Here is a 14,843-nt window from a genome sequence, read left to right as displayed (position 1 = left end):
TCATTCGGGGAAGTCTCCGGCGCAGTCCGCTTCAATCTCCGCGATGATCGCTTTGACCTCTGTGACGCCGTCTCCCTTTTCCGCTGAAAACGGGATCATCGTAATCTGATCGGCGTACGGCAATTCTTCCCGTAAAGCGTTTAAGCGTTCCTGCTGCTGCTTCGCACTGAGTTTATCCTTCTTGGTCAGGATCACCACAAACGGGATCTCACGGTCAATCAGGAAGTTGACCATCGTAAGGTCGTCCGCCGTCGGCGGATGGCGCATATCGACCAGTTGGAACACCAGCTGGAGGTTGCGCTCCTGCGCAAAGTAGCCCTCAATCAGTTCGCTCCAGCGGCGCTTCTCCCCTTTGGAAACCTTCGCGTAGCCATAGCCGGGCAGATCCGCGAATCGGATACCGTCCGCGTGGAAAAAATTGATGGTTGCCGTTTTGCCCGGCACCGCCGAGACCCGCGCAAGCTGCTTACGGTTGAAAAGCTTGTTGATCATCGAGCTTTTCCCCACGTTTGACCTGCCCGCGAATGCAATCTCAGGCAGGTCGGACGGCGGCAGCTGGTCGGAGGTCCCGAAACTGCGTTCAAATTGTACGTTATGATAATTCATGGCTGTTTCCTTTCAAATCCGCGCGCCGGAAATCACCTCACTGCGGTATCGGGGTCTGCGCCTTCGGGATCTCCTGCGCGGATTCGACCGGCAGCGCGTCGAGCACCGGCGCGTTTGCCACCTTGTGCGGTTTTTTCACCAGCGCCGCGTCGAGCACGGTGTCAATCCGTTCCGCGGTGATAAACTTGAGGCTGTCGCGCACCATCGGATCGATCTCAGCGAGATCCGGCTCATTGTCGGCCGGGATAGCCACTGTCTTGATGCCCGCGCGATAGGCGGCCATTGTCTTTTCCTTGAGACCGCCGATCGGCAGTACGCGGCCGCGCAGAGTGATCTCTCCGGTCATCGCGACGTCACGGTGCACCGGCGTATCCGACAGCGCTGAGATGAGCGCCGTGCAGATGGTTACGCCCGCGGACGGTCCGTCCTTCGGGACGGCGCCTTCCGGCACATGGATGTGGATATCCTTCGTCTTGTAGAAATCGTGCTCCACTCCGTATTTGTCGCTGTGGGCACGGATATAGCTGATCGCGGCGTGAGCGGATTCTTTCATCACGTCACCGAGCGAGCCGGTGAGTTCCACCTTGCCGGCGCCATCGAGGATCGCAACCTCCACCTGCAGCATTTCACCGCCGACAGAAGTCCAGGCGAGCCCGTTGACCAGGCCGACCTCATTATAAGGCTGAATCAATTCCGGCTTAAATTTACGCGGACCCAGATATTCGACGATGTTATCGTTTGTAATAACTACCTTTTTCCGCTCGCCCGCGACGATCTGTCTGGCCGCTTTGCGCAAAAGCGACGCCAGCTCGCGCTCGAGGTTGCGCACGCCTGCTTCACGGGTATAGTTATCGATCAGCGCATAGATCGCGTCGTCCGCGATCTTCGCCTTCGAAGCGGTCAGCCCATGGCGCTTCATCTGCTTTTGCAGCAGATGACTTTTTGCAATATGGAATTTCTCTTCCCGGGTATAACTCGAAAGCTCGATGACCTCCATGCGGTCGAGAAGCGGTGTCGGGACGGTGTCGAGCGTGTTGGCCGTTGCGATAAACAGCACGTCCGAAAGATCGAACGGCACCTCGATGAAGTGGTCGCGGAAGGCGTGGTTCTGTTCGGAATCGAGCACCTCCAGCAGCGCCGCGGAGGGGTCGCCGCGGTAGTCGTTTCCGAGCTTATCCACCTCGTCGAGCAGCATCAGCGGGTTCTGGCTGCCCGCGAGCTTCATCGCGTTCATGATACGGCCGGGCATCGATCCGATATAGGTTTTGCGATGGCCGCGGATGTCGCTCTCATCGCGCACACCGCCGAGCGAGATGCGCACGTATTTACGCCCCATCGCCTTGGCAATCGAGCGCGCGATCGAAGTCTTTCCGACGCCCGGAGGGCCCACGAGGCAGATGATCTGTCCCTTGATCTCCGGAGCAAGCTTGCGCACGGCAAGCAGCTCGAGGATGCGTTCCTTGACCTTCTGCAAGCCGTAATGCTCGCGGTCGAGCAGCGCACGCGCCTTTTTGATATCTATTTTGTCGGCGGTCCGTTTATTCCATGGAAGCTCCAGAACCGTGTCGAGATAACCGCGGATAACACCCGCCTCATTCGAGTTGGACGGCATCTTCGAGAGCCGGTCAACCTCCTTATTGAGCTTTTCGGTGGTCTCCGCGTCAAGTTTGAGCTTCTCGATCTTTGCGTAGTATTCGTTCTGTTCCTCCTGCGGGTCCTCCTCGCCCAGCTCGCCCGAAATCGCCTTGAGCTGCTCACGCAGGTAATATTCCCGCTGGTTTTTGTCGATCTGGCCCTTGACCTTCTCCTGGATATCCGCCTCAAGCGAGAGGATATCGTTTTCCTCTTCGAGGATGCGCGCAAGGATTTCCAGCCGTTTGAGCGGGTCGGACTGGGAGAGGATGGTCTGCTTGTCCTCCACCTCCATCGACATGTTCCCGGCTATGTATTCCGCCAGGTGCACCGGATCTTCGCTCACAAGCGCGTTGATCACCAGCTCCTTCGGCATGCGCGGCGTGAGAAAGCAATATTCCTCGAACAGATCCTTGACGGTACGCATCAGTGCGTCGCACATCGCGGATTTTACGCTGCGGGTGATTTTCAGCGGGAACGGTTCGACCATCCCCTCAAAATAAGGGGCCTCGCTCACGATCTCCATGCATTTTGCACGGTACATCCCTTCCACCAGCACCCGCCAGGTGCCGCCCTGGGATTTGATAATCTGTTTGACCTGCGCCACGACGCCGACCTTGTAAATGCCGTCGGCATGAGGCTCATCCTCCCGGATGTTCTTCTGGGCAACGAGGAAAATCTTGCGGTCCCCGCTCATCACCTTATTGAGCGCAAGGATCGATTTCTCCCGTCCCACGTCGAAATGCAGCACCATCTGCGGATAGAGCACCAGCCCTCGCAGCACCAGCACCGGCATCTGTACAGGTTCTTTTTTCTCCTGTGCCAATACTTCTGCTTTCTTTTTATCGTTAAGTTCGCTCATTTCGCGACCTCCATTTCTAAGGGATCTATCTAAAACCCCATTGCGGGGCAAAATGCAAATTGCCCGGGATTCAGCGCCGACTTGGGCGGCACTCCCGCGCAAAACGCGGAAGAAAACGGGCCGCGCCCGTTTTGCGTTTATTATAACATAAGATAAAGCGGGTGTAAACCTTGTGAATCTTTCCGCTATCTTTCCCATATACAAGCAAAACCGCCCGGACGGGCGGTTTTGACCAGAAATAATCCAAGATAAAATCAGCCTGCCGCTTCCCTGCGAGGACGGACCTGCGCCCGACGGGCAGTGTTGATCTGCAGCCGCTGCGGCTTGCGTTCGGGATTGAGCACCAGTTCCGGCTTGCCGGTCTTATCCACGCAATCCTTGGTGATCGTAACCTTCTCGATCGTACAGTCGGATGGCGCTTCAAACATCAATTCTCCGAGCACCTCTTCCATGATCGCACGCAGGCCGCGCGCACCGGTTTTGCGGTTGATCGCCTTGTCCGCAATTGCGGTCAGGGCTTCCGGCGTGAAGGAAAGTTCAATCCCATCCAGATTGAAAAGCTGCTGATACTGTTTCACCAGCGAGTTTTTCGGTTCGGTGAGAATGGTGACCAGCGCGTCGCGGTCAAGCTGTTCAAGCACGGTGACCACCGGCACACGGCCGATGAGCTCCGGGATCAGCCCAAACCGGATGAGATCCTGCGGGATAACCTGCTCAATCAGCTTGTCTTTCGCCTTCGCGTCCTTGAGCGTCGAACCGAATCCAAGCGAGCTTTTGTCGACGCGCCGTTCAATGATCTTGTCGATGCCCTCAAACGCGCCGCCGCAGATAAACAGGATGTCCTTTGTGTCGATCTGAATGAACTCCTGCTGCGGATGCTTGCGCCCCCCCTGCGGCGGGACGTTCGCAACAGTACCTTCGAGGATTTTCAGAAGCGCCTGCTGCACACCCTCGCCCGAAACGTCGCGGGTGATCGACGGGTTCTCGCTCTTGCGGGTGATCTTGTCAATCTCATCGATGTAGATGATGCCCTTCTGGGCGCGCTCCACGTCATAATCTGCCGCCTGCAGAAGCCGCAGCAAAATGTTCTCGACATCCTCGCCCACATAGCCCGCCTCGGTCAGCGTCGTGGCGTCCGCGATGGCAAACGGGACATTGAGCATTTTGGCCAGCGTCTGTGCGAGCAGCGTCTTGCCGACGCCGGTTGGCCCGAGCATCAAGATATTGGTTTTGTTGAGGTCCACATCCCCCGCATCGCCAAAATAGATCCGTTTATAGTGGTTATAGACCGCGACAGCCAGCGACTGCTTGGCACGATCCTGCCCGATCACATATTCATCCAGATGTTCCTTGATTTCGCGGGGTTTCAACACGTTGATCTGCTGCTCCTGCCGCTGCGGCCGGGAGGAACGCGAAGCGGGCATGTCGTCCTCCAACACGCTCTGACAGAGCTCGACGCACTCGTTGCAGATGCATACCCCCGGCCCGGCGATCAGCCGCTGGACCTGGTTTTGCATCTTTCCGCAGAAGGAACAGCGCAATTCCCTTTGATCTTCCATCTTTGCCATGTGGGAAACCTCCTACCTGGTATCTGACTTTAAACAGCACAAATGTGCAGCGCCCCAAACGGGCGTTGCACATCTTCTTTACCGGTGTGCAATGACCTTGTCGACCAGGCCGTAATCACAGGCCTGCTGCGCGGTCATGAAATTGTCGCGCTCAGTGTCCCGCTCGATCACTTCAAGCGGCTGACCGGTCTGTTCCGAAAGGATTTTATTTAGTTTCTCGCGGGTGCGGATGATCCAATCGGTGTGGATCTTCATGTCGCTTGCCTGCCCGCGCGCGCCGCCCGACGGCTGATGGATCATGACCTCCGCGTTCGGCAACGCCAGACGCTTGCCCTTTGCGCCGGAGGAAAGCAGAAACGCTCCCATCGAGGCGGCAAGCCCCATACAGATGGTGGACACGTCGCATTTGATATAGTTCATGGTGTCATAGATCGCCATGCCGGCGGTCACCGAACCGCCCGGGCTGTTGATGTAAAGGTGGATATCCTTATCGGGGTCCTGCCCTTCCAGATAGAGCAGCTGCGCGACCACCAGGCTCGCGGAAGTGTCATTGACCTCCTCGCAGAGCATCACAATACGGTCGTTGAGCAGGCGGGAAAAGATGTCATACGACCGCTCACCGCGGTTCGTCTGTTCCACTACCATTGGCACAAGGCTCATCGCCGTGCGTCCGATCTCCAGGCTCATAGAAATTACCTCCTGTTGGTTGGTTTTGCCGCAAACCAATCGCTCTATCTCCAAGATACCGATGCGGCAGGCCCTCCGCCTGCCGCGCCGGTATGTAAAATGCTGATTATTCCGCCTCGGCAGGAGCTTCCGCCGCTTTTGCTTTTTTTGCTCTGGGTTTCGAGGCCTTTTTCGGCTTCTCCTCCGCCGCTTCCTTCACGGGTTCGTCTTTGACTTCCTTGATCACGGCCGCGTCACGCACCAGGTCGATCGCCTTGTTGAGCGCGAGCTCCAGCTTGATCTCCTTTTCCGGGATGTACTGCTTGACTTCATCGGCCTTCATGTTATAATTTTTCGCGATCTTTTCAATCTGCGCGTCGTACTCCTCGGCGGTCGGCTCAATGCCCTCAATCGCGACAATTTTCTCCAGCGCGAGACGGGTCTTGACCTGCGCCTCAGCCTGTTCCGCAAAGGTCTTGCGGAAGGAGGCAAGCTCCATTCCGGTGTACTGCAGGTAGGTCTGCAGGTTCATGCCCTGCGACTGCAGACGGTAATCGAAATCGCGGATCATCTCATCCACACGGTGGTCATACATGCACTGCGGGATATCGGCCTGCATCTTGGCGACGACCGCTTCCATCAGCTTATTTTCCACCTCGGCCTTGCTCTGCTCGTCCTTGCGTTCCTGGGCTTTGGCGCGCAGATCGCCCTTCAGCTCATCGAGGGTATCGAACTCGCTGACATCCTTTGCAAACTCGTCATCCAGCGCGGGCAGTTCTTTGGTCTTGAGCTCTTTGAGCGTGCATTTGAACACGGCCGGTTTGCCCTTGAGCTCTTCAGCATGGTAATTCTCCGGGAAGGAAACATTCACTTCGAATTCCTCGCCGGCGTTGTGGCCCGCGACCTGATCCTCAAAACCGGGAATGAAGCTGTTCGAGCCGAGCTCGAGCGGGTAATCGGTGCCCTTGCCGCCCTCAAACGCGGCGCCATCCACAAAGCCTTCAAAATCGATGGTCGCAATGTCGCCGTTTGCAGCGGCGCGGCCCTCGACCGCAATCACGCGGGCGTTCTGCTCACGCATCCGGTCGATTTCCTTACCGATTTCCTCGTCGGAAACCTCATAGAGTTTCTTCTCAACTTCGAGGCCCTTGTATCCGTCGAGTGCAACTTCCGGCTTGACAGTCACGGTCGCCTTGAAGGTGTAGCCGCTTTCTTTGGTGGCTTCCATCACTTCAATGTCAGCGCGGTCGACCGGCTCGATGCCCTTTTCCTCAACGGCTGCTTCATAAGCTGCCGGATAGGTGGCGTTGATCGCATCCTCAAAGAAGATGCCTTCCCCATACATCTTTTCGATCATCTTGCGGGGCGCATGTCCACGGCGGAAACCAGGGACCTGCATTTTTTTGGAATTTTTCTTAAACGCTTCATCGAGCGCCTTGCCGAAATCCTCCGCACTCACGGCGATTTCAAGCTCCACGCGTTTGTCTTCATTGGTCTTGACGGAATTGACTGTCATTTCTACTTCCTCCTGAAAAAGTTACTTTACATTTTGCTCCTGCCACTTCTCATGGAGGAACGGTTGGTCATAAGCCCGCTATCATGATATTATAGCAAATATCTTTCCGATTGCCAATAGATAAATTGTGAATGAAAACCAGATTTTTAGAAGTTTTTACGTCTTTTCCACCAAAAGCGGATCGAAACGCAGATAGTCGCTGCTGCAAAGGAAGAACCGGATTCCCAGATAGGTCCCGTCGATCGCATAACGGCAGCCGGACGCATGGATATGACCGTAGTAGCACCGTTTGATCTTATGACGGACCAGCACATCCAAAATCTGCGGCGACTCGTTCTCTCCATAAACCGGCGGATAGTGCAGAAACACCACCGGCGTGAACCCGGTCTTTTCGGCTTCGCGGATCGAAGCCTCCAGCCGCATCGCCTCCCGGTTGATGACCTTCTGGTCAGAAGCCTGCCCTGTCTCAAAAAGCCACCCGCGCGAGCCGCACAGCGCGAGCTCCTCGGACACGACGCAGTTATTATGGAGAATCCGCAGCGAATTTAATCCGTGCGCGGTAAAAAAGTCCTCCATCTTTTTCATGGTGCACCACCAGTAGTCATGGTTCCCTTTGAGCAGGATCTTTTTTCCCGGCAGCGCCTCCAGAAACTGAAAATCCGCGAGCGCCTCTTCCAACGAAAGCCCCCATGACGTGTCGCCCGGCAGTACCACCGTATCCTTTTCCGTCACCTTCGCGCGCCAGTTTTCCTCGATGCGGGCAACATAGCCGCGCCATCCTTCAAAGACATCCATCGCGTGATCCCCCGAAAGGGACAGGTGCAGATCGCCCATTGTATAGACCGCTATATTGGCCCCCTCGCTTTCCCTATGGTTTGAACGCCCCTACCAGCAAATCCCCATTTGCTCGTAACGCGCAAAAAACCGCATCGCATTGCGGTAGAACAGCTTTTCAGTGATCCCGTTTCCGAAACGGCGGCAGAGCCTTTCATATAGCTGGGGAATCCATCCCACCGACGCGAGCCATAAAGGCATATCCGCCCCGTCGAAATCGCTGCCGAGCGCGACGGCGTCCTCCCCGCCGAGCAGGAGCATCCGTTCGATATGCGCGGCAAGGCCGTCAAAAGACGGCTCCCCCTCCGGCGCCAGGAACCGGATGTAAAAATTCACCCCAACCAGCCCGCCAAGCTCCACAATCCGCCGGAACTGGTCATCGGTCAGGTTGCGCGGGTGGTCGCAGACGCTGCGCAGGTTCGAATGCGACGCCACAAACGACCGCCGGGCAAAGTCGGAAAGCTCCCAGAAAGCTTTGTCGCTCAGATGGGAAACGTCCACGATGATTCCCGCGTCCTCCAGCGCCGCCACAGCTTTCCTGCCGAACGGGGTAAACCCCTGCGCCATCGGATCGGCCGCTGTGCCGCCCGCGAGCTCGTTCGCGCCGTTCCAGGTCAGCGTCAGCATCCGCACGCCGCATTCCCGCAGCCGACGCACCCGGGACAGTTCCCCGGCCAGCGCCGATCCGCCCTCGACGGTCAGCACCGCCGCGAGCCTGCCCGCCGCATTCGCCGCAGAAATTTCCCGCACAGTGCGGGCCTGCGCCATCCGATCCGCATACTTTTGCAGCTGCCGGCAGAAAAAATGAAAGTTGTCCTCATAGTAGTCCACGGCGGCCCGGCCCCGCAGATGGTCGGGCATGAAAATCGCAAAGCACTGGGTCCAGACGGCGCCGGGAAGCCGGTCGACGGAAAGCTGCAGTTCCGCGTTTGCAAGGCCCCTGCCCTGCTGGTTCGCTTCGGTCACTGTATCGCAGTGCAGGTCAAAGAAATACATCCAAATCCCCCGTATCGTATGCGGCAGGCAGGTGCGCGTACCGTACAATCTCAGGCGAATCCGGCCGGCCGGTGACCACTTCAAAGAGGTCGAACCGCGGCAAGACTGCCCCTGTATTGTATATGCCATGGCTTTTCAGATATGCCACCGCGGCCAGCACGATCCGCCGCCGCTGCGCTTTTGTGACGCTTTCGGCGGGCGTTGCAAAGCTACCCTCCGCACGGGTCTTAACCTCCACGAAAGCAACCACGTCCCCGCGTTTCACGATCAGGTCGATTTCGTGATGTCCATTTCGCCAGTTGCGTTCGAGGATTTCATAGCCGTCCTTTTGCAGGCACGCGCAGGCAAAGTCCTCTCCCAGCGTCCCACGGGCCCGTGTTGTCGCCATTTGCGTCACCCGCTTTGCAGGATTTTCTTGAGGAAGGTTTTCCGGTGCACCGGCGAAATGCCGTACTGTTCGAGCATCTCATAGTGCAGCTTGGTCCCGTAGCCTTTATGTTTCGCGAAACAGTACTGCGGATACTGCTCGTCCAGTTTTTTCATATACCGGTCCCGCGCCACCTTTGCGAGGATCGAAGCGGCCGCGATCGAGGCGCTTTTGCCGTCCCCTTTGACGATCGTCTGGGTGGGAATCTCCAGATGAGGGTCCTGATTTCCGTCCACCAGCGCCAGATCCGGCCGCACCGAAAGGCCCCCAACCGCCCGCCGCATCGCCAGAAGCGACGCCTGCAGGATGTTGAGGGAATCGATTTCGGCCACCGTGGCGGCCGAAATACAGTATGCGGCCGCTTTTTCCCGAATTAGGTCGAAAAGCGCTTCACGCTTTTTTTCGGTGAGCTTTTTGGAATCGTTGACGCCCGCAATCTCCACACCGCGCGGCAGGATCACCGCCGCCGCGTAAACGTCCCCGGCGAGCGGCCCGCGGCCAGCCTCGTCCACACCGCAAACAGCGGTGAAGCCCTGGTCGTATGCGATCAGCTCATATTCGTACATCTGTCGGACTCCCTTCTTGGAAAGCTTCAGCCTTCCGGGGGCTGTTCCAGGGTGATACGGCCGATCCTGCCGCTGCGAAATTCGTCCAAAACAGTGATTGCGGCGCGTTCGGTGTTGACTTCCCCGCCGGAAATAAGCATCCCGCGTTTGCGGCCAACCAGTTCAAGCAGGCCATATGCGTCAGGCCCGTCCAATTCGCCGTCCTTCAGATTGTAGCGCTGCGAAAGCATCTGCGGGTATTCCTCCCGCAAAAGCCAAAGCAGCCGCATTGCAAGCAGCTCGATATCAAGCACGTCGTCCTTGACCGCGCCGGTGAACGCGAGGCGTTCGCCCACCAGCGGGTCGTCGAATTTCGGCCAGAGCACGCCCGGCATGTCGAGCAGTTCGATGCCGCCCTCGAGCGACACCCACTGCCGGCCACGCGTCACGCCCGGACGGTCCTCCACCTTGGCGCGGCGGGAACCCGCCATCCGGTTGATAAACGAGGACTTTCCCGCGTTCGGCACGCCGACGATCATCATGCGAATCGGCTGGCCAGCCATCCCTTTGGCGGCGCGGCGCTCAAGCAGCTCCGAAAGCGTTTTGCGCACGAGCGGCAGAAAAGCGCCAAGTCCTTTTCCGCTGCGGCAGTCGGCCGCGAGCGCCGGGACGCCCTCGCGCGCATAATATTCGATCCAACGTTTGGTCGCCGCTTCATCCGCGGAATCGCATTTGTTGAGCAGGATGACGCGCGGCTTTTTGCCGACGAGCTTATCGATCTCCGGGTTGCGGCTCGAAGCCGGGATCCGCGCGTCTACCAGTTCCACCACAAGATCGACCAGCTTCAGATCCTTTTCCATCATCCGGCGGGTCTTGGTCATGTGGCCCGGGAACCACTGGATCGAGGGCACCGGGGCCATCGGCTGCATCATCTGGCTATCTTCTTCAAAAGGCATATTCTCCTCCGTTACTGATGGGTGATCGCGCCCGCGTTTCCAAGCGGGAAGAACCGGAATACGGCCTTGCCCATCACCCGGTGCAGATCGATCATTCCGATGTCTTGCGTGCGGCTGTCCGCCGAATGGTTGCGGTTGTCCCCCAGGACGAACAGGGTCCCCTCCGGCACCTCCACCGGGAATTCCACATCCCGTTCGGTGAGGGTCGGCTCGTTGACATAAGGCTCGTCCAAGACCTTGCCGTTTCGCGCCACAACCCCATTTTCAAAGTCGATGTCGATGAGGTCGCCCTCTTTGCCGATCACCCGCTTGATGATCGGCGGCTCGTCGCTCTGCGTGCGGTCGATGACGATGATATCCCCGTACTGCGGATCGGTATATCCGATCTGCTGCAAAATCAGCCGTTCTCCGTCATGCAGCGTGGGCACCATCGACGACCCGGAGACAAACGCGGTTCGCACAAAAAAGGTGAATACAAGCAGGATCAAAATCACCGCGAAAACGCTTGATTCAATCCATTCATAAAGCTCATTCATCGCATTTTTGCGTTTTTCGGAAGCATTGAGCGAATTCTGGATGTCGTAACGGAAATCGTCGGACCCCTCCTGCCGCTCCTGTTCCATATCATTGTCGAGATTCATTCTATTATCACCCTATCTAACGGTTTTTTTCCATACAAAAACAAGATATAGTATATCATATCTTTGCCGGCGATACAACCGAGAACCTGTGAACAAACGAAAAACAGGCCGCCCTCTGGCGGCCTGCAAATCTGAGCAATCTATTACCGGATCGACTCTCTGACCTTGGCGGCTTTACCGACGCGGTCACGCAGATAGTAGAGCTTGCTGCGGCGGACACGACCGTTGCGAACCAGCTCAACCTTGTCAATATTGGGGGAATGAACCGGGAAAACCCTCTCCACACCGCAGCCATGGGCCACGCGGCGGACGGTGAAGGTTTCGGAGATGCCGCCGTGTTTTTTGGCGATAACCGTTCCCTCAAAAATCTGAATTCTCTTCTTCTCGCCCTCTTTGACCCAGACGTGAACCTTGACGGTGTCACCGATCTCGACCTTGGGCGGCTCTGCTTTGATGCAGTCGCTGGCAATGTGCTTTAAAGCATCCATCGTGCTTCCTCCTTATTTTTTCAGACATTCATTCCCATAAACTGTATGGCAGAGGACTGTCCGCTTTAATGTTCAACCCGGACCTCCGGATTGGGCACAAAGACCGTTGTGGATATACAACGTTCTTCACATGCTAAAATAGGATACCACAATCGCCTGAAAATTGCAAGCACTTTTTTACATTATTTGCAGATTTCAGCCGTTTCTCAGGCTTTCACGATCAGCGCGGCCAGACTGAGGGTGTCCGTGCCGGTGTTTTCGATGCTGTGCCCCTCCCCAGAGGCGGTGTAGGAGCAGTCTCCCGGGGAAAGGGTCTTTTCCACGCCGTTGTCATTGAGTTTCGCAGTCCCCTGCATAATATAAAAGGTTTCGCTCTCGCCGGTATGCACGTGCCACCCGATCGAACAGCCCGGTTCGAGGGTGATGACACTGAAAAGCCGGCCATGTCCGCAGAATTGCTCCGGTGTGATGAGCTGCCGCAGCTTCACAGAGCCTTTGCCGTCCCGCATATGTTCATTCACGGTGATCTTCTGGTCGTTTGCCTTTGTAACCATTTAAAATCCTCCTTCCATGCCTGTCCATCCCTATACGAAATTCATTCCGTCCCCATCAAGGATTGCGGTCCGTACCACCTGCATCCAATCCGCCTGGTAACCGCCCGCCTGCGCGAACGCATCGAGCACGAGCGACGGATTGATGTTGAGCGTCTCGCCCGCGGCTGTACGCATGGTCATGCGCACAGCGTTTTCCCCCGCCTGCAAACCGCGCACCAAAAAGTGCGGTTTCACGTCAAGGGAACGCTCCCCCTTCTTGGTGCGCTTCACCACCGGGATTTCCGGCCGCGCGCAGAAAGCTTCAAACGCCGTTTTTACGGTTTCGCCGTCCACATGGTCAAACTCCATCGTGATCTCATAGTCCGCCGAGGCGATCACGCCGGGCAGATTCACCGGCGGCTGCGCCCTGCTGGCGCGCAGCCCTTCGGGAAAGACGCCGTTGAGCCTGCTGACGACCTCCTCCATCGGCAGGCACTCGGTCAGACGGAAATCCATCGTTTCACAGACCCCTTCGTAACCAAGCGAAAGCGGCAGCGCGAAGGTCACATAGATGTGCGGATGAAAACCCTGCGTATGCCAGACCGGCAACCTGGAACGCCCCAGCGCGCGGGTGATGCACCGGGTGAGGTCAAGATGGGAAATATATTTGATCCGCCCGCGCTTTTCGAAAAAGACGCGCACCGGATAGAAAGTCCCTCCGTTACCCAAAGCAGGCACCTCCCAGCAGTTTATTCGCGCCGCATCCCGAGCAGTGATTGCGACAGTGCGGCGTGGTCGTATCGCAGTGGGCCAGCTTGTTCTCCCGGACGAGGTATGCCTTACTCACCCCATAATCGAGATGGTCCCACGGCATCACCTCGTCGTAGGAACGGGTCCGGTTCGCATAGAACGCATAGTCCACGCCGCAGACTTCGGCAGCGTCCTCCCAGCGTTCCATCGAGAAGTAATCGGTCCAGCCGTCAAGCTTCGAGCCGCTTCGCCAGGCGTATTCCACCACCGGGCCAAGCCGCCGGTCGCCGCGTGCGAGCGCGGCCTCGAGAAAACTGGTCGGGCTGTCGTGGTACTTGACCGATATCTTTTTGCTCTTCACCGTTTCGAGCAGGATCTTCTGCTTACGGCGGAGCATTTCGGTCGTATCCTGCGGCTCGAATTCAAATGGCGTGAAAGGTTTCGGCACAAAACAGGCGACCGAAACGGTCACATTCACGCCCTTGCCTTTTGGCTTTTCCGGCATATGGTAGAATTCGTCCACCACCTTCTGTGCCAGATGGATGATCCCCGCGACATCTTCGTCGGTCTCGGTCGGCAGCCCCAGCATGAAGTAGAGCTTCACATTCGTGTAACCGCCCAAAAACGCCGTCCGGCAGGTGCGCAGGACCTCTTCCTCGGTGACATTTTTGTTGATGACGTCCCGCAGCCGCTGGGTACCGGCCTCAGGCGCAAAAGTCAGCGACGACTTGCGCACGCCGGCGATCCGGTCCATCAGCTCCTTCGAGAAGTTGTCGACCCGCAGCGACGGCAGCGCGATGTTCACCGCATCCGGCTCGGTCCAGGTAAGCATCTTATTGAGCAGCGGCTCGAGCGTCGAAAGGTCGCTTGTCGAAAGCGAGGTGAGCGAAACTTCATCGTAGCCGGTGTTATTGCAGAGATCGTGGGCGTTTTTATCGAGCGTTTCCGGGCTTTTTTCCCGGAACGGCCGGTAAATAAATCCCGCCTGGCAAAACCGGCAGCCGCGGATGCAGCCGCGCAGCACTTCCACCATCGCGCGGTCGTGCACCGCTTCCGTGAACGGCACAACAAAATTTTCCGGATAATAGACCTTGTCCAGGTCCTTGATGATCCGCTTGTGCACGACGGCGGGCGCACCGTCCTTTGGCGTGACCGCTTCAATCGTACCGTCGGCATGATAGGAAACGTCGTAGAGCGACGGGACGTAGATGCCCTCCACCTGCGCCGCGCGGCGCAAAAATTCCGTCTTGGTGCAGTCTTCGGCCTTGCAGGCCTTATAGAGATCGATCAGTTCCAGATTGACCTCCTCGCCTTCGCCGAGGATAAACAGATCGATGAAGTCCGCGATCGGTTCCGGATTGCAGGCACAAGGGCCGCCCGCGACCACCACCGGCCAAAGATTTTTCCGATCCTTTGCGCGCACCTCCAGTCCCGCGAGGTCGAGCATGTTGAGGATCGCGGTGAAACTCAGCTCATATTGCAGGGTAAAGCCAATAAGATCGAACTCGGTGATCGCATCAAGGCTTTCCAAGCCGAAAAGCGGGATTTCATTCTCCCGCATGATCTTTTCAAAATCCGCGTCCGGCGCAAATACCCGCTCGCACCAGCAGTCCTCCCGCTCGTTCTGCAAGGCGTAGAGGATTTTCATCCCGAGGTGCGACATGCCGACCTCGTAAAGATCCGGAAAGCAGAAAGCAAACCGCACATCCACCTTGGTCGGGTCTTTCACAATGCTTCCAAGCTCTCCGCCAATGTAGCGCGCCGGTTTCTGCACCTGCAAAAGTACCCGTTCGAGCGCCTTTTTCACATTCTTCAAATTCTTT

15 protein-coding genes are annotated in these 14,843 nt (G+C 57.2%); all 15 read right to left on the bottom strand.

Annotation, left to right across the window (positions count from 1 at the left end; translation table 11 throughout):
- Nucleotides 1-606: a ribosome biogenesis GTP-binding protein YihA/YsxC gene (yihA, locus tag DWV16_RS06765; protein WP_118478389.1), complete on the bottom strand. Its 606-nt coding sequence runs from the start codon at nucleotides 604-606 to the stop codon at nucleotides 1-3.
- A 37-nt stretch (nucleotides 607-643) separates the two neighbouring features.
- A complete protein-coding gene (lon, locus tag DWV16_RS06760) occupies nucleotides 644-3,100 on the bottom strand; it encodes an endopeptidase La (protein WP_066459916.1) in 2,457 nt (818 codons plus the stop codon).
- 254 nt (nucleotides 3,101-3,354) lie between these two features.
- Nucleotides 3,355-4,668 carry an ATP-dependent Clp protease ATP-binding subunit ClpX gene (gene clpX, locus DWV16_RS06755; protein ID WP_066459918.1) on the bottom strand — a complete coding sequence of 438 codons (1,314 nt, stop codon included), beginning with the start codon at nucleotides 4,666-4,668 and terminating at the stop codon, nucleotides 3,355-3,357.
- A gap of 78 nt (nucleotides 4,669-4,746) precedes the next feature.
- Nucleotides 4,747-5,328, bottom strand: a complete 582-nt coding sequence (gene clpP, locus DWV16_RS06750) for an ATP-dependent Clp endopeptidase proteolytic subunit ClpP (protein ID WP_066460517.1) — start codon at nucleotides 5,326-5,328, stop codon at nucleotides 4,747-4,749.
- 133 nt (nucleotides 5,329-5,461) lie between these two features.
- A complete protein-coding gene (tig, locus tag DWV16_RS06745; RefSeq protein WP_118478387.1) occupies nucleotides 5,462-6,850 on the bottom strand; it encodes a trigger factor in 1,389 nt (462 codons plus the stop codon).
- A 156-nt stretch (nucleotides 6,851-7,006) separates the two neighbouring features.
- Complete coding sequence (locus DWV16_RS06740; protein WP_079988317.1) at nucleotides 7,007-7,699, bottom strand: metallophosphoesterase; 693 nt, start codon at nucleotides 7,697-7,699, stop codon at nucleotides 7,007-7,009.
- A gap of 36 nt (nucleotides 7,700-7,735) precedes the next feature.
- The gene (locus tag DWV16_RS06735; RefSeq protein WP_158572808.1) at nucleotides 7,736-8,680 is read right to left on the bottom strand and encodes a dipeptidase; all 945 of its coding nucleotides are present in this window, start codon (nucleotides 8,678-8,680) and stop codon (nucleotides 7,736-7,738) included.
- The gene (locus DWV16_RS06730; protein ID WP_118478383.1) at nucleotides 8,667-9,068 is read right to left on the bottom strand and encodes a YraN family protein; all 402 of its coding nucleotides are present in this window, start codon (nucleotides 9,066-9,068) and stop codon (nucleotides 8,667-8,669) included. The genes DWV16_RS06735 and DWV16_RS06730 overlap by 14 nt, the downstream gene beginning before the upstream one ends.
- Nucleotides 9,069-9,073: 5 nt before the next feature.
- Nucleotides 9,074-9,673: a ribonuclease HII gene (locus DWV16_RS06725; protein ID WP_118478381.1), complete on the bottom strand. Its 600-nt coding sequence runs from the start codon at nucleotides 9,671-9,673 to the stop codon at nucleotides 9,074-9,076.
- Between the two features lie 26 nt (nucleotides 9,674-9,699).
- Entirely contained in the window at nucleotides 9,700-10,572 is an 873-nt protein-coding gene (gene ylqF / locus DWV16_RS06720; protein ID WP_066460518.1) for a ribosome biogenesis GTPase YlqF, read from the bottom strand.
- Between the two features lie 47 nt (nucleotides 10,573-10,619).
- The gene (gene lepB / locus DWV16_RS06715) at nucleotides 10,620-11,249 is read right to left on the bottom strand and encodes a signal peptidase I (protein WP_243007279.1); all 630 of its coding nucleotides are present in this window, start codon (nucleotides 11,247-11,249) and stop codon (nucleotides 10,620-10,622) included.
- Nucleotides 11,250-11,392: 143 nt separating this feature from the next.
- A complete protein-coding gene (gene rplS, locus DWV16_RS06710; RefSeq protein WP_066459934.1) occupies nucleotides 11,393-11,737 on the bottom strand; it encodes a 50S ribosomal protein L19 in 345 nt (114 codons plus the stop codon).
- 206 nt (nucleotides 11,738-11,943) lie between these two features.
- Entirely contained in the window at nucleotides 11,944-12,291 is a 348-nt protein-coding gene (locus DWV16_RS06705; protein ID WP_066459936.1) for a cupin domain-containing protein, read from the bottom strand.
- Between the two features lie 30 nt (nucleotides 12,292-12,321).
- Nucleotides 12,322-12,999 (bottom strand): TIGR03936 family radical SAM-associated protein, encoded by a 678-nt coding sequence (locus tag DWV16_RS06700; protein WP_158572807.1) that lies wholly within the window; start codon nucleotides 12,997-12,999, stop codon nucleotides 12,322-12,324.
- The gene (locus DWV16_RS06695; protein WP_118478377.1) at nucleotides 12,992-14,836 is read right to left on the bottom strand and encodes a TIGR03960 family B12-binding radical SAM protein; all 1,845 of its coding nucleotides are present in this window, start codon (nucleotides 14,834-14,836) and stop codon (nucleotides 12,992-12,994) included. Before DWV16_RS06695 ends, DWV16_RS06700 begins: the two co-directional genes overlap by 8 nt.
- Nucleotides 14,837-14,843 lie beyond the last annotated feature (7 nt).

The organism is Anaerotruncus sp. AF02-27 (genome assembly GCF_003465835.1).
GTDB lineage: Bacteria > Bacillota > Clostridia > Oscillospirales > Ruminococcaceae > Anaerotruncus > Anaerotruncus rubiinfantis.
Note: the sequence above shows the minus strand (reverse complement) of the source record. Positions and strands in the feature narration are given on the sequence as shown.